A 22,584-nucleotide genomic window follows, 5' to 3' on the forward strand; every position below is an offset into this window, starting at 1 on the left:
GGGCCGTCGGCGCGCGGGCAGGGCTCACGACGCCGGGCAGGGCAGCCGCCAGGCGTCCAGCGTGCGGTGCTTGCGGATGGAGGCGAAGCCGTAGCCGACGCTGGTGACGCAGAAGTCCGTGGTGTCGCCGGTGTACTCGACGTGGAACACCGGCTTGCCGGCGTCGACGAGGGGCAGCAGCTTCTCGCACCGTGCCAGCCGGACGCACTCCTCGTCGACTGCGAAGTCGAGGTCGGGCGCCAACGCGGCGACCTGCGGCAGGGCACCGAGCAGGCCGGGGGAGAGGTCGAGGGTGCGGGCCAGCGCCGCCACCTGGCGGTTGAACCGGAGCTGGTGGTCGAAGTCCAGCGGGAACCCGGAGCGCTGGGCGTACCCGTCGGCGTCGGCCAGCAGCACCGCCCCGAAGCCCTTGCCACGGCAGAGCCGGAACCGGTCGGCCAGCACCGGCCGCAGGACGTCCCACCGGCGTACGTCCAGCCAGGTGCGGTCGGTCCCGGTGGACGTGGCACCGCGTACCTCCGCCGGGTACCGGCTGGAGTCCGGATCGTCGGGGTGGACCGACCCGACGTGCACCTGGCAGACCAGACGGCTGTCGCGGGCGCGCAGCACGGCGGTCTGCGCCGCGGTGGTGGCGACCGGGTCGAGCACGAACACGTTCGCCGGGACCTCCGGGTCCAGCTCGCCGCGCAGTTGCCACTGCCACTGCCAGTGACGCGCCGAGGCCGCCGGCCAGCTCGTGGGCGCGCCGGGCGGCGGGAGCGGGGGTCGGCAGGCGACCGTGGCGACGAGCACCGTGAGCACCAGGCCGGCCGGGAGCACCCGGCGTACCCGCCGCGTCCGGCCCACCCCGATCCGCATCGCCGTCTCCGCACGTCGCGGGGCGGCGCCACACCGCCCGAGCAGGTACGCGTCGGCGTACCTCACCCGGTCAAACGAGGACAGACCCGATCAGGACTCGCAGTCCGGCCGCGACCGCCCCCGCCGCGACCGCCTCAGCGGGGTGCGGCGAAGACCTGCGTCCAGTACGGCCCGTTGCTGCTGGCCACCCCGACGCCGATCTCGGTGAAGGCGCAGTTCAGGATGTTCGCCCGGTGCCCCTCGCTGTTCATCCAGGCGTCCATCACCGCGGCCGGGGTGCGCTGGTTCCACGCCACGTTCTCGCCGTAGGTCCGCCAGGTGTAGTCGACCCGGTCGAGCCGGGTTCCGGGGTTGCTGCCGTCGCTGCCGGTGTGCGACATGTTCTGCGTGTCGGCCTGGTCCTGGCTGTGCCGCTGGGCGGCGGTCATCAGCTTGTCGTCGATGCTGAGCGCGCCACAGCCCTCCTTGGCCCGCTCGACGTTGACCAGCCGCACGACCTCCGCCGCCTGCGAGGTGGTGCCCGAGGAGGGGGTGGCACTGGGCGTACTGGCGCGGTTGGGGCTGCCCTGCCGGTCGGCGTTCTGCCGCGAGGGCGCGGTGGTGCGCGACGCCGCCGGGGTGGGGCTGCTGGTCCGGCTCGGTGACGGCGACGGTGACGCGGTGCTCGGCGAGACGCTCGGGCTCGGGCTGGGACTCGGGGAGTCGCTCGGGTCGAGCGCCAGGTCCGTCGTCTCGTCCGGCAGCGCCGGCGCGGAGGCGGGAGGGATGTCGGCGGCGGTGCGATCGGTCGGCGTGTCGTCACCGGGCAGTGCGAGTGCTGCCACGCCGATGCTCACCACGAGGGTCGCCGCCGCGGCGGCGCCGCCCAGCACCAACGGACGCCGCAACCGGCGTCGTGCGCCGCGCTCATCGGACCCGGCCGGCTCGTCCCGCTGGCCGGCGTCGTTCCGCTGGTCCGCCGGCAGGCCGTACCGTCCGTGGTCGCCGGTGCCGCCGTAGGGGCCGGCAGCCGTGCCGTATCCGCTCTCGACGGCCGGGTCGTCACGGTCCCCGGCCGTGCCGTATCCGCCTTCGACGGTCATGTCGTAGCGGCTCTGGTCGGCCGTCGCACCGTACCTGCCGTAGCGGTCCTGGTCCGGTCCGGTCGCAGAGCCCGACGCGGGCCCGGCCGGGGCGCTGTACCCCCGGACCTGGGTGTCCCAGTCGGCGCCGTGGTGGCCGGTCTCCGGCGCCGCGTGCCGGGCGGTCCGGTCGTGGTCGGCCGATGCGGGCCACCCGGGGATCCCCCGCCCGGCGGGCCCGTCCGGTGTCCCGCCACGGTCGGTCGGCTCGTAGTACCCGGTCTCCGGCTCGATGGCGTGGTGGTGCTGACCGGACCGCCAGTCGGCCTCACCCCCACGGGGCGAGTGCGGGGCCTCCGGTTGCCACTGCTCGGTCGGCTGGTCGTCGTACCACCGGTCGGTCGAACTTCCCGGTTCGTCACCGAACAGGTAGGCCGACCTCGGTGCGGGACGGTCGGTCAACCAGGCCGGGTCCTCGGTCGGGAGTTCCGGGCGACGAGGGTCGGCCTCCGGGTCACGCGGGTCGTTCCAGCCGTGCACGCCTGTCGCCTCCACGGGTCGGGTACCGGGCCGAGGTGACGCTACGTGTCGCTCATGGGGGCAGCAATCCGGCTAAGGAAGAGTTAAGAGGACCCTGTACATCCGGGTGAGGTAATCCACCGGACCGGCGCGTAGAGTCGAGGCGTCCGGACAGAGCGTGTCCGCGCCTGGGGGCAGCCGCCGGTGACCGGTCGGGCCGACGTCGAGATGATCTACGGCCTGCGGGAACTTGACGAATCAGGGGCTCCCGGCTCAATATGTATGTGTCGCCAGTCGCGCCCGGCCATGCCCAGAATTCGTGGGAGTGGTAGCCGCGTACACCAGGGCGCGCGTTGGCCGGCCTCTCCGGCAGCGCATATCAAGGAGTCAAAATGGCGAAGGCCCTCTATGGCCACGTAGGTGCGGCGCCCGACCGGCGCCTCCTCGACGAGGTCACCCGACTGCGTTCCAGGGTTCAGTCACTGGAGTTCGAGGTCACCCGACTGCGTGCCGAGAACGATCGGCTCGCGGCGGCTGCGGCGGAGGCGGACGATCTGCTCCGTCTGGCCGAGCCGGCACTGACCTGATCCACCTGGTCGCCACAACCGAATAGCTCCACCGCACAGCAGCGCGCCGACACGATGTGTGCCGGCGCGCATCTCTGCCCGGCCCCGGACGCCGGCAGGCGGGTCGCGTGGGGTGGGCCACCCGGTGCCGGGTTACTCTGCGGGTTGACCAGGGTCCGCGCAGCCGGGCGACGGTACGGCGGCCACCGGACGAGGATCGGGACGTGCATCTCAAGAGCCTGACGGTGAAGGGCTTCAAATCCTTCGCCTCCGCGACGACGCTCAAGCTGGAGCCGGGGATCACCTGTGTGGTGGGCCCCAACGGATCCGGCAAGTCCAACGTCGTCGACGCCATCGCCTGGGTGCTCGGCGAGCAGGGCGCGAAGGCGCTGCGGGGCGGCAAGATGGAGGACGTCATCTTCGCCGGCACCGCCGGTCGGGCCCCGCTCGGCCGGGCCGAGGTGACGCTGACCATCGACAACACCGACGGCGCCCTGCCGATCGAGTACACCGAGGTCTCCATCACCCGCCGGATGTTCCGCTCGGGCGAGAGCGAGTACGAGATCAACGGCGATTCCTGCCGGCTGCTCGACATCCAGGAACTGCTCTCCGACTCCGGCATCGGCCGCGAGATGCACATCATCGTCGGTCAGGGCCGCCTCGACGGCATGCTGCACGCCAAGCCGGAGGACCGGCGGGCCTTCATCGAGGAGGCCGCCGGCGTCCTCAAGCACCGCAAGCGCAAGGAAAAGGCGCTGCGCAAGCTCGACGCGATGCAGACCAATCTGAACCGGCTCACCGACCTCACCGCCGAACTACGCCGCCAGCTCAAGCCGCTCGGCCGGCAGGCCGAGGTGGCCCGGCGGGCCGCCGTGATCCAGGCCAACCTGCGGGACGCGCGGCTGCGGCTGCTCGCCGACGACCTGGCCACCCTGCGCACCACGCTGGACAAGGAGATCGCCGACGAGACGGCGCTGCGCCGACGACGCGAGCAGGTGGAGGCCGAACACGCCGAGGTGCAGTCCCGCCTCGGCGAGCTGGAAGAGGCGCTGGCCGAGGACGCGCCGCTGCTGGCCGCCGCACAGGACACCTGGTACAGGCTCTCCGCCCTCCAGGAGCGGTTCCGCTCGATCGAGCAACTCGCACTCGAACGGCTGCGGCACCTCAGCGCGACGCCCGACGACGAGCGCCCCGGTCGCGACCCGGAGCAGTTGGAGGCCGAGTCCGAGCGGATCCGCGAGCAGGAGGAGGACCTGCGGGCGGCGCTCACCGACGACCAGATCCGGCTCGCCGAGGCGGTCGAGCACCGGCAGGAACTGGAGCGGCAGCTCGCTGCGGCCGAGCGGGAGCTGGTCGCCGCGGCGAAGGCGATCGCCGACCGGCGGGAGGGGCTGGCCCGGCTCACCGGGCAGGTGAACTCCGCCCGTGCCCGGACCACCAGCGCCGGTGAGGAGATCGAACGACTCGCCACCGCGCACACCGACGCGCTGACCCGCGCCGAGCGGGCCCAGGCCGACCTGGACGCGGTCGCCGAGCAGTCCACCGAGGCGGACCGCGACAACGCCGACCTGGACACCCGGCACGCCGAGGCGGTCAGCGCCCAGGAGAAGGCACAGGCCACCGTCCGATCGCTCTCCGACGCCGAGCGGGCGGCGGAGAAGGACGCCGCCACCTGGAAGGCACGCGAGGAGGCCCTCGCCCTGGGCCTGCGTCGCAAGGACGGTGCCGGCGCGCTGCTGGCCCGTGCCGACCAGGTGCCCGGGCTGCTGGGCAGTCTCGCCGGCCTGCTCACGGTCGCTCCCGGTCACGAGGCCGCACTGGCCGCCGCGCTCGGTGGGCTCGCCGACGCGGTCGCGGTCAGCGGGGTGGACGAGGCCGTCGAGGCGATGCGCCTGCTGAAGATCTCCGACGCCGGGCGGGCCGGTCTGCTCGTCGGCAGCCCGGCCGGGCCGGGGATGTCCGGTTCGGTCGATGCGCTGCGTCCCAAACTGCCCGACCGCGCGCACTGGGCCCCCGACCTGGTGGACTGCGACGCGCAGATCCGTCCGGCGGTGCACCGGGCGCTGCGCGACGTGGTGCTGGTCGACGATCTGGCCGCTGCGGCCGAGGTGGTCACGGGCAACCCCGAGCTGCGCGCGGTCACCCGGGAGGGGGACGTCGTCGGGGCGTACGCGGCGGCCGGTGGCTCGGCCAAGGCGCCCAGCTACATCGAGGTGCAGGCAGCGGTCGAGGAGGCCCGGGCCAACCGGCTCGCCGCCGAGGGGGGCAGTGCCGACCTGCGTGAGCAACTCGTGCAGGCGCGGGCCGAGGTGGCCGCCGCCAAGGAGGTGGTGCAGCACGCCGCAGCCGCCAAGCGGGAGGCGGAGAGCCACCGCAACGCCGCCGCCCGACGCCTGGCCGAACTGGGGGCCGCCGCCCGGTCGGCCAAGGCGGAGACCGACCGGCTCGGTGAGTCCCGGTCGCGCGCCGAGGCGGCCCGCGAACGGGACCTGACCGCACTGGCCGAGTTGGAGGAGCGGCTGCGGCTGGCGGAGGCGACGCCGCTCGACGCCGAACCGTCCACCGAGGAACGCGACCAGCTCGCCGCGATGGTGCCGCAGGCCCGGCAGAACGAGATGGAGGTCCGGCTCGCGGTGCGTACCGCCGAGGAGCGGGTGGCCTCCATCGCCGGGCGGGCCGACTCGCTGCGCCGGCAGGCCGCCGCCGAGCGGGCCGCGCGGGAGCGGGCGGCGGCGCGACGGGCCGCGCGTACCCGGGGCGCGGGCATCGCCCGTGCGGTGGCCGGCGGCGCACGGGCGGCACTGACCCGGCTGACCACCAGCATCGCCCGGGCGGAGGAGCACCGCGACGCGGTGGCGCGCGAACGGGCCACCCGCGAGGCGGAACTCCAGGAGGTGCGGGCCGCCGCGAAACGGCTCGGCGGTGAACTGGACCGGCTGACCAGCCAGGTGCACCGGGACGAGGTGGCCCGCGCCGAGCAGCGGCTGCGCATCGAGCAGTTGGAGGCCAAGGCGGCCGAGGACTTCGGCCTGACCGTGGAGACCCTGGTCGCCGAGTACGGTCCGGAGCAGCCGGTGCCGCCGACCGAGGCGGAGGTGGCCGCCGCCGAACGGGACGGCCTGCCGGTGCCCGAGCCGGTGCGGTACGAGCGACCGGTGCAGGAGAAGCGGGCCGCCAAGGCGGAGCGGGAACTCACCCTCCTCGGCAAGGTCAATCCGCTCGCGTTGGAGGAGTTCGCCGCGCTGGAGGAACGGTTCAAGTTCCTCTCCGAGCAGTTGGAGGACCTCAAGGCGACCCGCCGTGACCTGCTCACCGTGGTCAAGGACGTGGACGACCGCATTCTGGAGGTCTTCGCCAGCGCCTTCGCCGACACCGCGCGGGAGTTCGAGCAGGTCTTCGAGGTGCTGTTCCCCGGCGGTGAGGGCCGGCTCATCCTCACCGAGCCGGACGACATGCTGACCACCGGCGTGGAGGTCGAGGCACGCCCGCCCGGTAAGAAGATCAAGCGGCTCTCGCTGCTCTCCGGCGGCGAGCGGTCGCTGACCGCGGTGGCGATGCTGGTGGCGATCTTCCGCGCCCGGCCCAGCCCGTTCTACATCATGGACGAGGTCGAGGCGGCGCTGGACGACGTCAACCTGGGTCGGCTCATCACGCTGATGGCCCAGTTGCGGGAGAAGAGCCAGCTCATCGTCATCACGCACCAGAAACGGACCATGGAGATCGCCGACGCGCTGTACGGCGTGACCATGCGCGGCGGGGTCACCCAGGTGATCAGTCAACGGCTCAACCGGGCCGACACCGACGACGAGCGGCACGACCGCGGCGAGGAGAACGGGTAGTGGCTCGGGAACGCGCGACGGCGCTCCTGCTGGACTTCGACGGAGTACTGCGGCGCTTCGACCCGGCGGTGGCCGCCGGGGTGGAGCGGGAGTACGGCCTCACCGAGGGGGTGCTCGGCGAGATCGCCATGCACTGGGAGCTGCTGCAACCGGTGCTGACCGGCCGGGTCAGCCACGCCGAGTGGGTGTCGAGTGTGGCCGACGCGCTGGCCGACTCGGCGGGTGGCCCGCAGCGGGCCCGGGCCGCCGTCGAGCAGTGGCAGCGGTACCGGGGCGAGGTGGTTCCGGCGGTGCTCGACTTCGTCCGCGAGGTGCGGGGTCAGGGCGTCCGCGTCGGGCTCGCCACCAACGCCACCGACCTGCTCGACGAGGACCTGGCGACGTTGGGGCTGACCGGCGAGCTGGACGTGGTGGTCAACTCCTCGGTGGTCGGGGTGCACAAGCCGGCCCGCGAGTACTTCCAGGCCGCCTGCGAGGCCCTGGAGACCGCGCCGGGCCGGGTGCTCTTCGTCGACGACGAGGACCGGGCGGTCAGCGGTGCCCGGGTGGCGGGCCTGTCGGCGCACCGCTGGAGCGGCCCGGAGGACCTGCGCTACCTGCGGGCGGCGTTGGCCGCCTGAGGGGGACCTGCGGGCACGTGACCGGTCGCCCGCTCCGCAGGTCGGCGCGCCGTCAGGATGTTAGGAGGGGACCCCTGCTCTACCGCAGGCGTTAACAGGGGGCCCTTCCTTTCACGGGGTGAGCCGCTGCCGGGCCACCTCGCGCAGGCTGCCGTCGCTGCTGGTGCCCTCGATCACCACTTCCGACCCACGGCCGGCGTTGGTCAGCGTCGACACCGCGTTGCCGAAGTACGGGCCGGCCAGCTTGCGCCACTTCACGAAGGACCGGCGCACCCCGGCCGTACGGGCCATCGCACGGGCCGCCCCGGCCGGACCGCGCGCCCAGCCCAGCCGCATCACCGGTCGCATCCCGGCGGGCACCTGGTTGTGGATCGGCGAGCAGGTCAGCTGGTGCACGGGGGTGCGTACGTCCGGGTCGGCGAAGCGGACCCGGGCCACGTACGAGTGGTGCACGTCGCCGGAGAGCACGCTGATCGACGCCGGTGGCGGGTACGCCGGTCCGGCGCCCTTGCGTTCGTCGGGACCGCCGGGTGTGCCGGTGCCGAGGCGGGCGAACAACTCGGCGAGGCCCTCGAAGGAGCGCCGGAACGCACCCCAGTGCTCCAGGTCGAGCGCGCGGCGCAGCTTCTCGGCCAGCCCGGCGACCCAGGGGCGGGACGAGTCGGCCAGCTTCTCGTTCCACGCCTCGACGTGGTGGATGCCGGGCGGCAGGAGCCACGGCAGCGAGGTGCCGACGACCAGGTGGTCGTAGCTGCCGTGGGCCTGGTCGACGAACCAGGACCACTCGGCGGCCGGCAGCATCGTCCGGCGGCCCGGCACCAGCACCCGGCTGCACCGGCTGTCCAGCATCACCAGCCGGGTGCGGCCCAGGTCGAGCGCGTAGCTCCACTGGTACTGCACGGCGCTCCAGCGCTCGGCGTCGTGCGACAGGTCGGCCTCGGTGTCGACCCGCGTGCCGAACTCGCGCAGCACCTCGGTGGCGTCTTCGGCCGCGCGGACCTTGGCGTAGACCGGGTCGGCGGCGATCTCGTCCGGGGAGAGGTTGCCCAGGTGCTGGTAGACCCAGTACGACGCCAGTCCGCTGGTGATCCGCTCGGGCCACCAGGGCTGGTCGCGCATGTCAGCCCGCCAGGAGGCCGAGGTGTTCCAGTCGTCGATGATCTCGTGGTCGTCGAAGATCATCACGCTCGGCACGGTGGAGAAGAGCCACCGGATCTCCGGGTCGCTCCACGACTCCAGATAGAGCTTGGTGTACTCGTCGTAGCTGACCACCTGGTCGCTGGGAGCGTCCTTGGGGCGCCGCCGCCGACGCCGCAGCAGCCGCTTGATGGTGGGCGAGGTCTCGTCGGCGTACACCTGGTCGCCGAGGAGCACCACCAGGTCGGGCAGGGCCGCCGGATCGGGGTCGTCCAACACCCGCCGGGTGTACGCGTCGAGCGCGTCCGGCGGGAGCCTGCGGGTGGTGGCGTGCTGGGTGGTCTCCCGGCACGACCCGAAGAGCAGCCGTACGGGCTGGTCCCGGTCGTCCTGGGCGCGGGTGCGGATCACGCTGGGCGGGAAGCGGCTCTCCGGCGGGGGCCAGGCCACCTCGTCGTCGATCAGCACCTCGTAGGTGGTGGCGCTGTCCGGCGTGAGCCCCTCCACGACCACCAGCGCGTAGTGGTGCTCGTACGCGGAGAAGGTGGCGGCCGTGCCGGAGGCGCCGCCCGCCGTGCGGACGGTGACCGTCGCGGGGGCCGTGGTCTCGACCCACACGGTGGCCCGGGTGCCGACGACCCGCCGGAGAAGCGGACCGATGAGCAGTCGGGCGGTGGGCATGGCGAACCTCCGAGGTGAGGGGGGACCTCTTCTTACTACCCCGCCGGCGGCCGTGGCATTGCTGGCTGGGCGAGCCTACCGCTCCTGCGGTGGATGACCGGGGGAGCGGTGGATGAGACGCCGTCGCGAGCATCTGACAGGATTTCGGCATGATGGATTACCTCCTCGTCGCACTCGCCCTGCTCGGCGTGCTGATCCTCGCCGGCGTGGGGCTGGTCGTGCCGCGGCTGCGCCGACGGCCGGAGCCGCCGCTGCCGCGTACGGAGGTCGACACCCGGGCCGAGGAGGACCTGGCCGGACCGCCGGTCGAGGCCCCGGAGTCCGATCTGTCCACCGGCGTCCTGGTGGAGCCCCCGGTCATCGAGGCGCCGGCCCCGACCGTCGAGGTGCCCGAGCCGACCGCCGGCCGGCTGGTCCGGCTGCGCTCCCGGCTGTCACGGTCGCAGAACGCCTTCGGCAAGGGCCTGCTCGGCCTGCTCAGCCGCGACCGGCTGGACGAGGACGTCTGGGAGGAGATCGAGGACAGCCTGATCACCGCCGACGTGGGTGTCGACGCCACCCGGGAGATCGTGGACCGGCTGCGGGAGCGCACCCGGGTGCTGGGCACCCGGTCGGTCGCCGAGCTGCGGACCCTGCTCGCCACCGAGCTGGTCAACGCGCTCGACCCGGCCCTGGACCGGGCCCTGCACACCACACCCAAGGAGGGTGTGCCTGCGGTCCTGCTCGTGGTCGGCGTCAACGGCGCGGGCAAGACCACCACCTGCGGCAAGATCGCCCGGGTGCTCATCGCCGACGGACGTACCGTGCTGCTCGGCGCGGCCGACACGTTCCGGGCCGCCGCCGCCGACCAGTTGGAGACCTGGGCCGGCCGGGTCGGCGCGGAGACCGTCCGCGGCCCGGAGGGGGCCGACCCGGCCAGCGTCGCCTTCGACGCCGTCCGGCGCGGCATCGACACCGGCGTGGACACCGTGCTCGTGGACACCGCCGGCCGCCTCCAGAACAAGATCGGCCTGATGGACGAGCTGGGCAAGGTCAAGCGGGTGGTGGAGAAGCACGGCCCGATCGACGAGACACTGCTGGTGCTCGACGCCACCACCGGCCAGAACGGCCTGGAGCAGGCCCGCGTCTTCACCGAGGTGGTCAACGTCACCGGCGTCGTGCTGACCAAGCTCGACGGCACGGCCAAGGGCGGCATCGTGATCGCGGTACAGCGCAAGCTCGGCATCCCGGTCAAGCTGGTCGGGCTCGGCGAGGGACCGGACGACCTGGCGCCGTTCGACCCCGCGCAGTTCGTCGACGCGTTGCTGGGTGCCGATTCCTCCGGTCCGACCGCGTAACCTCGGGTGACCAGAGACGATCGCGCGTACGCGGGCTGGCGCGACCCGAGCCACCCGTCGCAGCGCCTCGGGAGACCGTACGTGACTTCGCAGGAGATCCCGCTGCACGGCGGGAACGTGAGCACCGTGGTACGGGTGGGCGACACGGTCCGGCGCAACGCCGGACCGTGGACACCGGCTGTGCACGCCCTGCTGCGTCACCTGGAGTACGTCGGGTTCACCGGCGCGCCCCGCGCCCTCGGCATGGACGAGCGCAACCGTGAGGTGCTGTCGTACCTGGAGGGGGAGTGCGGGGAGTATCCGTTGGCCCCGCACTGGGTCACCGACGAGGCACTGGTCACCGTCGCCACCATGCTGCGGATGTTCCACGACGCGCAGTACGGTTTCGCCCCGCCTCCGCAGGCGGTGTGGCGCTCGTTCGGCCCGCCCCCGCCGGACACCGAGGTCATCTGCCACCACGACGCCGCGCCGCACAACGTGATCTGGCGGCCGGACGGCACCCTCGGGCTGATCGACTTCGACCTCGCCTCGCCCGGCGCGCGGATCTACGACGTGGCGTACGCGGCCTGGACCTGGGTGCCGATCTTCTCCGACCGGGACTCGATCACGCTCGGCTGGAAGCACCCGGACCGCCCGCGCCGGCTGCGGTTGTTCGCCGACGCGTACGGGTTGATCCCGCGTGACCGGCACCGGCTGATCCGGACCATCCGCAAGCGGATCGTGGACCACGTGGAGGGCATCCGCCGGATGGCCGCCGCCGGGGAACCGGCCTTCGTGCGGATCGTGCACAAGGGGCACCTGCGCCGGCCGATGCGGGACCTGCGCCTGCTCGACTACGAACGGCACGCCCTCGAGTACGCCCTGCGCTGATCCATCGGAGGATCGGGGTACGCCGGACGGCCGATCCACCCCCCGCCGTGTCACCGAGGCGTCCGGCGTTCTTCACACGTACGAAACAAGCCGTCACGGTTCGGAAACCACTCGGGGACCCTGGGCGAAACAGCCGACAATCAGGCTTCCGCGCAACCGGCGTACGGGCGATGCTGCGCGATGCCGGGAGGGAGGGAATACAACCCGAGAGGAGGCAGCGTGCCGGAGCTAGATTCTGGTGCCACCGCCTGGATTTTGACTTCTGCCGCGCTGGTGTTGCTCATGACGCCCGGCTTGGCGCTGTTCTACGGCGGCATGACGCGATCCAAGTCCGTGCTCAACATGATGATGATGAGCTTCGGAGCGATCGGCCTGGTCAGCCTGTTGTGGGTGTTCTACGGATACAGCATCGCATTCGGCGATGACATTGGCGGGATCACCGGAGATCTCTCCTACGTCGGCCTTCGCGGAATGCTGGAGAGCGGCACCGAGGGCGGCATTCCCGACCTCCTGTTCGCCGGTTTCCAGTTGATGTTCGCGGTGATCACCGTCGCGCTGATCAGCGGCGCGATCGCCGACCGGGCCAAGTTCGGCCCGTGGCTGCTCTTCGCCGGCCTCTGGGCGACCCTGGTCTACTTCCCGGTCGCGCACTGGGTGTGGGGCGGCGGCTGGATCGGCGAGCTGGGCGTACTCGACTTCGCCGGTGGCACCGCGGTGCACATCAACGCCGGTGCGGCGGCCCTGGCCCTGGCACTCGTGCTCGGCAGGCGGGTCGGCTGGCCCAAGGACAAGTTCAAGCCGCACAACCTGCCGATGGTGCTGCTCGGTGCGGCGCTGCTCTGGTTCGGCTGGTTCGGCTTCAACGCCGGCTCGGCGGGTGCGGCCGACGGCGCCGCCGCCGTCTCGCTGATCAACACGCAGGTCGCCACCGCTGCCGCGGTGCTCGGCTGGATCGTGGTGGAGTGGCTCCGCGACGGCAAGCCGACCACGCTCGGCGCGGCTTCCGGTGCGATCGCCGGCCTGGTCGGCATCACCCCCGCCTGCGCGTTCCTGGAGCCGCTGGGCGCGATCGCCCTCGGCCTCATCGCCGGTGCGGTCTGCGCGCTCGCCGTGGGTCTGAAGTACAAGCTCAAGTACGACGACTCGCTCGACGTGGTGGCCGTGCACATGGTCGGCGGCATCATCGGCTCGCTGCTCATCGGCTTCCTGGCCATCGAGGTGCTGGCCGGCGAGGGCAACGACGGTCTGCTCTACGGCGGCGGCATCAAGCTGCTCGGCCTGCAGACGATCGGTGTGGTCGCGGTGCTGGCGTACTCGTTCGTGGTCGCGTACATCATCGGCTTCGCGATCGAGAAGACCATCGGCTTCCGGCTCAGCGCGGAGGCCGAGGTCGAGGGCATCGACAACGCCGAGCACGCGGAGAGCGCGTACGAGTTCAGCTCCACCAGTGGCGGTGGCGGCGGGGCATTCGCCGCTGCGGGTATCGCTCCGTCGGCCAAGCCGAAGAGTGAGCCCACCGAAGCGGTAAGCGAAAAGGTCGCCGGCTAACGTTCTCGCAATGGAGGGGTTGGACATGAAGCTGGTGACCGCGGTCATCAAGCCGCACCAGTTGGACGCCGTCAAGGAAGCCCTGCACACGCTGGGCGTGGCCGGGCTGACCGTGAGCGAGGTCCAGGGCTACGGACGGCAGAAGGGCCACACCGAGGTCTACCGGGGTGCCGAGTACACGGTCGAGTTCCTGCCCAAGATCCGGGTCGAGGTGCTCACCGACGAGATCGACGTCGACAAGATCGTCGACGCGGTGGTCGGTGCCGCCCGGACGGGCAAGATCGGTGACGGCAAGGTCTGGGTGACCGGAGTCGAGGAGGTCGTCCGGGTCCGCACCGGTGAGCGCGGCCTCGACGCCCTGTAGGACACCGTTGATGACCTCGTCGACCGGGAGGACAGCCGTGGAGACCGACGGCGGAACGACACTCCCGGTCGACGAGGTCGTCGGCGTACCGGCCGGGATCGGCGCCGCCGCGCGCCGGGCCCGGGCCGACGCGTACGACGCCTGGCTGTCCCGGCTGCTGCCGGACCGACCGGGTGTCGCGCTGCTCGCGGTCGGGGGACTGGGCCGGCGGCAGTGCGCCCCGCACGGCGACCTCGACCTGGTGCTGGTGCACGCTGGGGTGCCCGGCGTCGACGAACTGGCCGCCTCGCTCTGGTACCCGATCTGGGACGCCGGGCTGCGGCTGGACCACTCGGTTCGCACCGTGGCCGAGGCGCTGTCGGTCGCCCAGGACGACGTGAAGGTGGCCCTCGGCCTGCTCGACGCCCGCCTCGTCGCCGGTGACCCGGAACTCGCCGACACGCTGGTCAGCAGCGCCGTCGACCACTGGCGGCGTACCGCCGTACGCCAACTGGCGCCGTTGCGGGAGAGCGCGGCGACCCGCTGGCAGGCCCACGGCGAGCTGGCGTTCCTGCTCGAAGGCGACCTCAAGGAGGCGGCCGGCGGCCTGCGTGACGTCGGCATCCTCAAGGCCATCGCGCTCGCCGGGATCACCGACGCCCTGCGGCCCGCCGTACACGCCGCCCACCTGCGCCTGCTGGACACCCGCGACGCGCTGCACCAGCAGCTCGGCCGGCGGGTCGACCGGCTGCTCGCCCAGGAACGGGCCGGCGTGGCCGCACTGCTGGGGCTCCGGCAGGCCCCGGTCGAGAGCGAGACACACCCGACTCCTGCCGACGCCACCGACGCCGCTCCGGTCTCGGACCGACGCGCGCAGGCCGAGGAGGGCGACGGTGACGCCCTGCTGCGCCGGGTGGCCGGCGACGCGCGCACCGTCAGCCACGCTCTCGACGACGCGTTCCGCGCCGCCGACCGGCTGCGTTCCGGCCGCCGCCGGGGTGCCGACGGCCGCCCGGCACGCCGGCCGGTCGCCCGGGACGTGGTCGAGCACGACGGGGAACTGGTGCTGGCCCGCACCGCCATCGGCGCCCGCCCCGACGCCAGCCTCTCACTGCGGGTGGCCGCCGCCGCAGCGGTCACCGGGCTGCCGATCGCGCGGGCCACCTGCGAGTGGCTGGCCGCGTACTGCCCGCCGTTGCCGACGCCCTGGCCGGCCGAGGCACGGGCGGCGCTGACCACGCTGCTGGGTGCGGGCGCGGGCCTGCTCCCGGCCTGGGAGACCTGCGACCGGTACGGGCTGATCGACGGCTGGCTGCCGGAGTGGACCCGGCTGCGCAGCCTGCCCCAGCACAACCCGGTGCACCGGTTCACCCTGGATCGGCATCTGGTGCAGACCGCGCACGAGGCCAGCCGGCACACCCGCGACGTGGACCGACCGGACCTGCTGCTGCTCGGCGCGTTCCTGCACGACATCGGCAAGGGCCTGCCAGGCGAAGGTGCCGCCGGGCGGACCGGCAGGCACGAGCCCGCCGGCACCCCCGCAGATCATTCGACCGTGGGCGCGCCGATCGCCGAGGCGATGGCCACCCGGATCGGACTGCCCGAGGCCGAGGCGGCGCTGATCGCCACGCTGGTCCGGTTGCACCTGGTGCTGCCCGAGGTGGCCACCCGGCGGGACCTCGCCGACCCGGTCACCATCTCCCGGGTGGCCGAGGCGGTCGGCGACGTGGCCACCCTCGACCTGCTGTACGCGCTGGTCCGCGCGGACGCCGCCGCCACCGGACCGGGCGCGTGGTCGGACTGGAAGGGGCGACTGGTCGCCGAGTTGGTGGCCCGGGTCCGGACGACGCTCCACACCGGCACCGTGCCGCAGCCACCGGCACCCGATCCGGCGCTGGTGGCGGGGCCGCTGCCGGTCGTACACCTGACCGGGGACCGGGTGGCGGTGGCCGCGGCGGACCGGCGGGGACTGCTCGCGACGGTGGCCGGGTGCCTGGCGCTGCACCGGCTGGAGGTGCTCGCCGCCGACGCGTCGACGGTGGACGGCAGGGCGCTGGTGGAGTGCCGGGTGCAGCCACGGTACGGGTTGGCGCCGGATCCGGTCGCGCTCACCGCAGACCTGCGCCGGGCGGTCGGTGGTGACGTGTCGGTGACGCAGCGCCTGCGCGGCCGGGCCGGACGGGGCACCGGGGCCGAGCCCCGGGTGGTCTGGCACCGCGACGCGGCCACCGACGCGGTGCTGCTGGAGTTGCGCGCCGCCGACGCGGCGGGCCTGCTCTATCGGGTGACCACCGCGTTGGACGCGGCCGGCGCGCAGGTGCGGGCCGCCCGGATCGCCACCCTCGGTGGGGACGTGGTGGACGTGTTCTATCTGGTCGGCTCGTGGCCCTCGGACGCCGAGCGCGACCGCCTCGAAGCCGCCGTGCTCGCCGCGGTGTAAGGAAGGGCCCCCTACTAACGCCTCGTGTATAGGAGGGGTCCCCTCCTTACATCAAGGCGGCGTGGAGCGGGGGTTCCGGTGGCCGGATACGCTAACGGTGGTCGGAGCGCTCGTTCGGCCCCACTCGTGCTCGCCGGAACACTGACAAACGGGATGTTCGTGTGTTTGACACCTTGAGTGACCGCCTCTCCGGGATCTTCACCAAGCTCCGGGGCAAGGGACGCCTCACCGACGCCGACATCGACGCCACCGCACGCGAGATCCGTCTCGCGATGCTGGAGGCCGACGTCGCCCTGCCGGTGGTCAAGGGCTTCATCGCGAACATCAAGGAGCGGGCCCGGGGGGCGGAGGTCTCCCAGGCGCTCAACCCGGCGCAGCAGATCATCAAGATCGTCAACGAGGAACTGGTCGCGGTCCTCGGTGGTGAGGGGCGTCGGCTCCAGTTCGCCAAGCAGCCGCCGACGGTGATCATGCTCGCCGGCCTCCAGGGCTCCGGTAAGACCACCCTCGCCGGCAAGCTGGCCCGCTGGCTGCGGACCCAGGGGCACCAGCCGCTGCTGGTCGCCGCCGACCTCCAGCGCCCCAACGCCGTCGGGCAGCTCCAGGTGCTCGGTGGCCGGGCCGGTGTCGAGGTGTACGCCCCGGAGCCCGGCAACGGCGTCGGTGACCCGGTGCAGGTGGCGAAGGCCTCCATCGAGCACGCCCGGCGGTCGGCGCGGGACGTGGTGATCGTCGACACCGCCGGTCGGCTCGGTATCGACGCGGAGATGATGCAGCAGGCCGCGAACATCCGGGACGCGGTCGAGCCGGACGAGGTCATCTTCGTCATCGACGCGATGGTCGGTCAGGACGCGGTGCGGACCGCCGAGGCGTTCCGCGACGGCGTCGGCATCACCGGCGTGGTGCTGTCCAAGCTCGACGGCGACGCGCGCGGCGGTGCCGCGCTGTCGGTCCGCGAGGTGACCGGGCAGCCGATCCTCTTCGCCTCCACCGGCGAGAAGCTGGAGGACTTCGACGTCTTCCACCCCGACCGGATGGCCAGCCGGATCCTCGGCATGGGCGACGTCCTCACTCTGATCGAGCAGGCCGAGGCGGCCTTCGACACCGATCAGAAGGAGAAGATGACCGCCAAGCTGATGGGCGGTGAGCAGTTCACCCTGGAGGACTTCCTCGACCAGCTCATCGCGGTACGCCGGATGGGGCCGATCGCCAACGTGCTGGCCATGATGCCGGGCATGGGGCAGGTCAAGGACCAGCTCGCCGAGCTGGACGACAAGCACTTCGACCGGATCACCGCGATCATCCGCTCGATGACCCCGGCCGAGCGCACCAACCCGAAGATCATCAACGGCTCCCGGCGGGCCCGGATCGCCAACGGTTCCGGCGTCACCGTGATGGACGTCAACCAGCTGCTCAACCGCTTCACCGACGCGCAGAAGATGATGAAGCAGATGGGCGGCATGATGGGCCTGCCCGGCGGCGGCCGACGCAAGGCGACCAAGAGCCCGAAGAACAAGCGCAAGGGCACCAAGGGCGGCAACCGGCCGCGCACCGGCGCCGGGATGCCGGGTGGCTTCCCGGGCGGCATGCCGCAGCTCCCGCCGGGGATGAACCCGGACGACCTGGCCGGCGGCCAGGGCCTGCCGCCGGGCTTCAAGCTGCCGAAGATCGACTTCAACAAGCTGGGTAAGCGGGACAAGCCGTAGGTTCTGCGGCACGGTCCTCGGTGGATCCCCGACCTGCCGTGGACCGGCCGGGGACGCCGGACCTGGACCTGGACCCGGATCCGGACCTGGTCGCGTCCGGTGGTTGGCCCGGCCGGGGCGAGGCACCCGGCCACCGGTCGAAGTAGAACGGCAGCCACCGCTGGCAGTGCCGCGCGAACGGCGTGGCAGCGGGGCAGACGCGCCGGCTGAAGCCGGAGAGCCGCACCGTGTCCGGCGGGTCGGCCCGGTGGAACAGGCCGACGGTGATGCTGAAGACGCCGCGCCGGATCGCCGCCTCGACCCCGGCGGCCAGCACCCCGGAGTCCAGCGCGTGCTCGTCCGCCTGCCGCCCGACGAGCTCACCCGCCACGGCGGGCAGGACGTTGTGGCACAGCACGGTGACGAGCTTCGGGTTGGGCGACAGGTCGATCACCGGCGACCGGTAGCCGGTCCGGTTGACGTACGCCTCGGTGAAGGGCAGCAGGACACGCGTCGTACCCCAGTCCGCGGCGAGTCGGGCTGCCGTCGCCGACGACTCGGCGACGAGACGCAGATGCGTGGCGAGCAGCGCGTACTGGAGGCGGGGGAGGCGGGCCAGCCGCTGTGCCAGGCGCAGTTCCCCGTCCGAGAAGCAGAGCCGCCCGAGCATGTAGAGACGCGCCAGTTCCCGTGCCTCGGCGTCGGTGAGGCGGGCGTCGGCCGACTCGGCAGGTGGCGGAGCGTCGGGTACGGACTGCGGCGGACGGCGCCCGAGGCGGCCGGAGACGAGGGCCTCGTGGAACGCCGCCAGGACGGTGCCGACCTCGGGGCGTACGCCCCCGGGGCCGGCCGGGCACTGCGCGACGAGATCCCGCCAGTGTGTCGAGAGCAGGTCCAGCACCTGCCGGCACGACTCGGCCGGCGACGTTCCCGAGCCGGTCAGCCGGTCGATGCTCCGGAACAGGTGGCCGGCGGGGGAATCGGCCGCGATCGTGTCGCGGGCCCGCGCTGTCGCGGCCGAGGTGCTGCGCTCGGCGGACACGGTGAAGTAGGCGTCCAGCTCGTCATGGTCCGCCGCCCCGAAGTGCACCGCCGTCGGCTTGGCCCGGGTGACCCGCTGCCAGTAGTGCTCCCGCAGCGCCGCCGGGTCGTCGAGGAACGGATCGAGAGGATCCGGACCCGGGTCGCCTCGGGCCAGTGCGCCGCGGACGAGCGACCGGACGAAGCGGTCGTTCTCGGCGACCAGGTGACCCGGTGCGCTGCGAAGCCACACCTCGGAGGCCAGTTTGGCGGTCTGCATCTCCTCGTTGACGTGCCGCAGGTAGCCGTCGAGCCGCCGCCGGTCAGCCCGCATCGACGTGCCGATCCGCCCGTCCGGCCGCGTCGGCGTCCCGATCCGCTGGTCCGGCCGCGTCGACGTGTTGGTCCGGCGGTCCGGCGGAATCCGCGAACTCCGGCGCCACCAGACCCGCGTACAGCGTGAACAGCCGTGCCGTGGCCTGACGCGCGTCGTCGTCGAGCACGAGCAGGTCACCGGCGAGTGCGGCGGCGAGCGCGCCGAAGGCACCGGCGGTGACCAGCGAGTCCGGATCGTCGACCCGACGCGCGGTGCGTTCGAGGTCCAGGACGAAGCGGTGCAGCGAGTCGGCCACCCGGCGCCCGTCGGTCGGTCCCCAGGCCGGGTGCACCCGGCCGGACCGCGCGGCACGCGGCATGGCCGCTTCGAGGACGCCGAGACAGCGGCACAGCTCCGCCACCGTGTCGTCGGTCGATCCCGGCAGGGGTGCGGGTGCGCCCTGCCGGAGCCAGTCGGTCCGCAACCGCGTCAGGCAGTCGAGGATCTGCTCCGGTGCCATCTCCCGGATGACGATCCGGGCGCGTTTGCGGACCTCCTCGCGCATGTCCGCGTACAACGGCATGTTGAGCGGGCCCTGGAGGTCGTACCGCATCCGCCGGACCAGGCGCTCGCCGGCGGGCCCGTCGTCCTCGCCGGCCAGGTCGGCCTCGCGCAGCCGGTTCAGCGTGACGCCCGCGCTCTGGCGGTCGTACCAGGTACGCAGTGCCGCACCCGTCAGGAGCCGGCGGTCGGTGTCGACCACGAGGTCGGGGCGGGCGAGTGACAGTCGCAGCGCGTCGACGATGCGGGCGACCTCGCCCCCGAGGGCGTCCAGGAAGCTCGGCCCGGCGGCTCCCCCCAGCAGGAACCGATCGAGGTCCGAGCCGGCCAGGTCCGGCACGCCGAGCCGGCCGGTTCCGTCGTCGACCCGGTGGAAGGACGCCATGATCGCGCTGCGCGGCGCACCGGTGGAGGTCCGGTAGCGGTGATGGACCACCCGACTCGCCGCGAAGATCGTGTGACAGGGGGCGGCCAGGTTCTCCAGGTGCACGACGCGTGGCTGCCGGTCGTCGAAGAAGCGGGCCTGGGCGGCCAGCGCCTCGTCGACCCGGGCCCGGGACGGGAAGATGCAACTGTCCTCGTCGCTCGACACGTCGCCGTCCGCGTCGACGGCGCACTGCCGGAACAGCCGGTTCGTCCGGGGCAGGTAGGTGAGTCCCTGCCCGGCGGGGCCACGCTCGGTGCCCAGCGTCCAGGTCACGATCACCTTGAACTCGTCCATGAACGGGTTGTTGTCGATGTGCAGGGTGTTGTCCCGGGCGACCACGTCGAGCGGCAGGGTGTCCTTGGCCCGCAGGTCCACGATCCCCACCGGCCCACCGAGGGCATGGGCGACGAGCGCGACCAGGAGCGGGTGGGCGAACGTCTCCCGGAAGTGCGGATCGTCGAGCAGTCGGCGGGAGTGGCTCGCGTTCAGGTAGTTGTGCAGGGTGCCCCGGCTGCCCCTGGTGCCCATCTCCGCGTCGTACGCCGCGCGGGCCGCCGCGAAGCGGGGCGTGGAGAGCAGCCCGGCGAAGCTGAGCGCGCCCTCACCGGCGAGGTCGCGCCCGAGGGCGACGAACGCCGAGGCGAGGCGTGCGCCGTCCTCCTCGCCCCGACACGCCTGCCCGACGAGCGCCTCGACGTCACGCCGGAAGGCCTCGGCGGCCTCCGGTCGGCGCAGCTGGCGGTACGCCTGCGGACGCGCCAGCTCGTCGACGGAGACGAGGGGCGCGTGCCGGGTGTTCACGGCGCGACCGTCCCGACCGTGAGCGTCGACCGGGTCAGGTCGGGATGGCGTTCCAGGCGTGCCAGGGCCCGTCGGACCTCGTCGCCGGCGCTCTCGTCACCCAGGTCGGCGTAGGCGCTCTCCAACTGCGCCAGGATCGTCCGCACCGACCGGACGTTGCCGAGTGAGTCCTCCACCCGCCACGCCCGTTCCAGCCAGGTGCACGCCTGTGCCAGGTCACCGGTGCGCAGACCCACGTCCCCGAGCAGGCGCAGGGCCAGGGCCCGACCGTAGGCGTTCTGGGCGTCCTCGCAGATCGACAGGCTGCGTACCCCGAGGTCGCGCGCCCAGTAGTGGTGACCCAGCTCGGTGAGGGCGCGGGCGGCGTCGTACAGGCCACGCGCCTCGCGTACCGGCTTGGCCGTCCGGCGCGACTCGCGGGCCGCCCGCAGGCCCCACCGCAGCGCCTCGGCGTACTCGCCGGAGCGCAGCGTGAGCTCGGCCATGGCGTGCTGGGCGGAGGCCACCCCGCTGTCGTCACGCTGCGCGGCGTCCAGTGCCATCGAGGCGCGCAGCTCCGCCTTCGCGGCCTCCAACCGTCCGACGTCGGCGAGGGCCCGGCCGAGCGCCCGGCGGGACAACGCCTCCATCGCCGGGTCCCCGGCGACCGACGCGGCGACCGCCGCCTCCTGGAGGGCGAGCGTCCGGGTCACGTCCTGCCGCCAGTACAGGAACGTGTTCACCGCCCGGGCGAACCGGGTGACGAACGCGAAGTCCCCCTCGGCCGTCGCCTCCTCGACGAGGAAGGTCAACGACGGTGTCAGCGCCTCGAACCAGGCGAGGGCCTCGGTCACGTCGAAGCGGGCGGCGTCGGCGAGGTCGGCCGTCTCCCGGTCCAGCGGCGACGGATGCCGGTTGGGGTCGATGGCCCGGTCGGCGGCGTGGCTGAGCGCCAGGTGGACGACGCGGATCCGGCGGGCGTACGCCTGCTGCTCCTCGTCGCTCATCACCCGGGCGCGCGTCTCGGTCAGGTACGCCTTGATGATGTCGTGCATGCGGTACCGCCCCACCCCGATCTCGTCGACCAGGGAGGCCAGGCAGAGGGACTGGAGCAGACGGTCGCAGTCGCGCCGGGGCAGGTCCAGGATCAGCGAGAGCATCGAGAGCGAGCAGTCGGTGCTCGGCAGCATCGAGGCGACGTAGAGCACGCGCCTGGCCGGTGCGTCCAGGTCCTCGACCGACCAGGAGATCACCTTTCCCACCTCGATGCCCAGCCCGGCCCCGTCGAGGAAGCGCAGCGGGTTGCGGTCCGACTCGATGCCCAGCATCGCGTCGCGTACCGTCCAGCTGCTGTGGATGGCGAGCTTGGCCGAGACGATGGCGAGCGCCAACGGGTGTCCCTCCAGGAGTTCGACGATGCGTCGGGCGCTGCTGTCGCCCCGTTCGACCCGGACGAACCCGACCCGTTCGGCGAGGAGTTCGACGCCCTCGTCCGTGGTCAGCAGCGGGAGCTTGAGCACCTTGGCCTCGTGCCGGACGCTCATCTCCGGGACGGCGCGGCGGCTGGTGACCACCAGCCCCGACCCGTACCCGGGCACGAGGTCACGCACCTGGTCGTAGGAGCCCACGTTGTCGACGATGACGAGGCACCGCCGACCGGCGGTGGCGGACCGGAACACGTTGCCCCACTCGTCCTCGTTGTCCGGCAGGTCGCTTCGGGTGATCCCGAGCGTGGCCAGGAACGTGCGCACCGCGTCCCGGGACTCGACCGGTGGCGTGCCGGAGTACGCCCGCATGTCGACGAAGAACTGACCGTCGGGGTAGTTGTCGATGCGCGAACTCGCCCAGGCCAGGGCCAGGGTCGTCTTTCCCGAGCCGGCCAGTCCCCAGAGCATGCAGGACCGTGATCCGGGTTCGCTCATGGCCTCGTCCATTGCCTGGAGGAGATGATGGCGGCCGACGATTCTTCCGATTCC

General features: G+C 72.7%; 15 protein-coding genes. 9 read left to right on the forward strand and 6 right to left on the reverse strand.

What is annotated here, in order from left to right; genetic code table 11:
- Positions 1-24: 24 nt before the first annotated feature.
- Together HUT12_RS07840 and HUT12_RS07845 are read right to left on the reverse strand one after the other, a co-directional pair.
- Positions 25-924 (reverse strand): endo alpha-1,4 polygalactosaminidase, encoded by a 900-nt coding sequence (locus HUT12_RS07840; protein ID WP_254876745.1) that lies wholly within the window; start codon positions 922-924, stop codon positions 25-27.
- A 68-nt stretch (positions 925-992) separates the two neighbouring features.
- The gene (locus HUT12_RS07845) at positions 993-2,459 is read right to left on the reverse strand and encodes a CAP domain-containing protein (protein ID WP_254876746.1); all 1,467 of its coding nucleotides are present in this window, start codon (positions 2,457-2,459) and stop codon (positions 993-995) included.
- 371 nt (positions 2,460-2,830) lie between these two features.
- Here HUT12_RS07845 and HUT12_RS07850 point away from each other — a divergent pair, with 371 nt between their 5' ends.
- From HUT12_RS07850 to HUT12_RS07860, 3 genes are all read left to right on the forward strand, one after another.
- On the forward strand, positions 2,831-3,025 hold the full coding sequence (locus HUT12_RS07850) for a hypothetical protein (protein WP_092373577.1): 195 nt from the start codon (positions 2,831-2,833) through the stop codon (positions 3,023-3,025).
- A 203-nt stretch (positions 3,026-3,228) separates the two neighbouring features.
- Positions 3,229-6,843, forward strand: coding sequence for a chromosome segregation protein SMC (gene smc, locus HUT12_RS07855; protein ID WP_176092957.1), 3,615 nt, complete (start codon positions 3,229-3,231; stop codon positions 6,841-6,843).
- Positions 6,843-7,463, forward strand: a complete 621-nt coding sequence (locus tag HUT12_RS07860) for an HAD family hydrolase (RefSeq protein WP_131056682.1) — start codon at positions 6,843-6,845, stop codon at positions 7,461-7,463. Before smc ends, HUT12_RS07860 begins: the two co-directional genes overlap by 1 nt.
- Before the next feature lie 111 nt (positions 7,464-7,574).
- Here the strand turns inward: HUT12_RS07860 and HUT12_RS07865 are convergent, their stop codons facing one another.
- Positions 7,575-9,281, reverse strand: a complete 1,707-nt coding sequence (locus tag HUT12_RS07865) for an alkaline phosphatase D family protein (RefSeq protein WP_176092958.1) — start codon at positions 9,279-9,281, stop codon at positions 7,575-7,577.
- Between the two features lie 149 nt (positions 9,282-9,430).
- Here HUT12_RS07865 and ftsY point away from each other — a divergent pair, with 149 nt between their 5' ends.
- The 6 genes from ftsY to ffh all read left to right on the forward strand — a co-directional run bounded on the left by ftsY (position 9,431) and on the right by ffh (position 17,525).
- Positions 9,431-10,618, forward strand: a complete 1,188-nt coding sequence (gene ftsY / locus HUT12_RS07870; protein WP_176092959.1) for a signal recognition particle-docking protein FtsY — start codon at positions 9,431-9,433, stop codon at positions 10,616-10,618.
- Positions 10,619-10,624: 6 nt separating this feature from the next.
- Entirely contained in the window at positions 10,625-11,488 is an 864-nt protein-coding gene (locus HUT12_RS07875; protein ID WP_176092960.1) for an aminoglycoside phosphotransferase family protein, read from the forward strand.
- 180 nt (positions 11,489-11,668) lie between these two features.
- Positions 11,669-13,036, forward strand: coding sequence for an ammonium transporter (locus tag HUT12_RS07880; RefSeq protein WP_131052229.1), 1,368 nt, complete (start codon positions 11,669-11,671; stop codon positions 13,034-13,036).
- Positions 13,037-13,061: 25 nt separating this feature from the next.
- The gene (locus HUT12_RS07885) at positions 13,062-13,400 is read left to right on the forward strand and encodes a P-II family nitrogen regulator (RefSeq protein ID WP_176092961.1); all 339 of its coding nucleotides are present in this window, start codon (positions 13,062-13,064) and stop codon (positions 13,398-13,400) included.
- Positions 13,401-13,410: 10 nt separating this feature from the next.
- Complete coding sequence (locus HUT12_RS07890; RefSeq protein ID WP_176092962.1) at positions 13,411-15,819, forward strand: [protein-PII] uridylyltransferase; 2,409 nt, start codon at positions 13,411-13,413, stop codon at positions 15,817-15,819.
- A gap of 161 nt (positions 15,820-15,980) precedes the next feature.
- Positions 15,981-17,525, forward strand: coding sequence for a signal recognition particle protein (ffh, locus tag HUT12_RS07895; RefSeq protein ID WP_131052227.1), 1,545 nt, complete (start codon positions 15,981-15,983; stop codon positions 17,523-17,525).
- Here the strand turns inward: ffh and HUT12_RS07900 are convergent.
- From HUT12_RS07900 to HUT12_RS07910, 3 genes are read right to left on the reverse strand one after another with little or no spacing between them, the layout of a single operon-like run.
- Positions 17,494-18,858 carry a hypothetical protein gene (locus HUT12_RS07900; RefSeq protein ID WP_176092963.1) on the reverse strand — a complete coding sequence of 455 codons (1,365 nt, stop codon included), beginning with the start codon at positions 18,856-18,858 and terminating at the stop codon, positions 17,494-17,496. The two genes, ffh and HUT12_RS07900, sit on opposite strands and share 32 nt — an antisense overlap.
- Entirely contained in the window at positions 18,848-20,629 is a 1,782-nt protein-coding gene (locus HUT12_RS07905) for a hypothetical protein (protein WP_176092964.1), read from the reverse strand. Before HUT12_RS07905 ends, HUT12_RS07900 begins: the two co-directional genes overlap by 11 nt.
- The gene (locus HUT12_RS07910; RefSeq protein ID WP_176092965.1) at positions 20,626-22,530 is read right to left on the reverse strand and encodes an NB-ARC domain-containing protein; all 1,905 of its coding nucleotides are present in this window, start codon (positions 22,528-22,530) and stop codon (positions 20,626-20,628) included. Before HUT12_RS07910 ends, HUT12_RS07905 begins: the two co-directional genes overlap by 4 nt.
- Positions 22,531-22,584: the final 54 nt, after the last annotated feature.

The organism is Verrucosispora sp. NA02020, assembly GCF_013364215.1.
Classification (GTDB): domain Bacteria; phylum Actinomycetota; class Actinomycetes; order Mycobacteriales; family Micromonosporaceae; genus Micromonospora.

Coding starts and splice junctions, on each gene's coding strand:
- HUT12_RS07885 (WP_176092961.1), top strand. CDS start 13,062: ATGAAGCTGGTGACCGCGGTCATCAAGCCGCACCAGTTGGACGCCGTC.
- HUT12_RS07850 (WP_092373577.1), top strand. CDS start 2,831: ATGGCGAAGGCCCTCTATGGCCACGTAGGTGCGGCGCCCGACCGGCGC.
- HUT12_RS07910 (WP_176092965.1), bottom strand. CDS start 22,530: ATGAGCGAACCCGGATCACGGTCCTGCATGCTCTGGGGACTGGCCGGC.
- ftsY (WP_176092959.1), top strand. CDS start 9,431: ATGATGGATTACCTCCTCGTCGCACTCGCCCTGCTCGGCGTGCTGATC.
- HUT12_RS07880 (WP_131052229.1), top strand. CDS start 11,669: ATGCCGGGAGGGAGGGAATACAACCCGAGAGGAGGCAGCGTGCCGGAG.
- HUT12_RS07865 (WP_176092958.1), bottom strand. CDS start 9,281: ATGCCCACCGCCCGACTGCTCATCGGTCCGCTTCTCCGGCGGGTCGTC.
- HUT12_RS07900 (WP_176092963.1), bottom strand. CDS start 18,858: ATGCGGGCTGACCGGCGGCGGCTCGACGGCTACCTGCGGCACGTCAAC.
- HUT12_RS07890 (WP_176092962.1), top strand. CDS start 13,411: ATGACCTCGTCGACCGGGAGGACAGCCGTGGAGACCGACGGCGGAACG.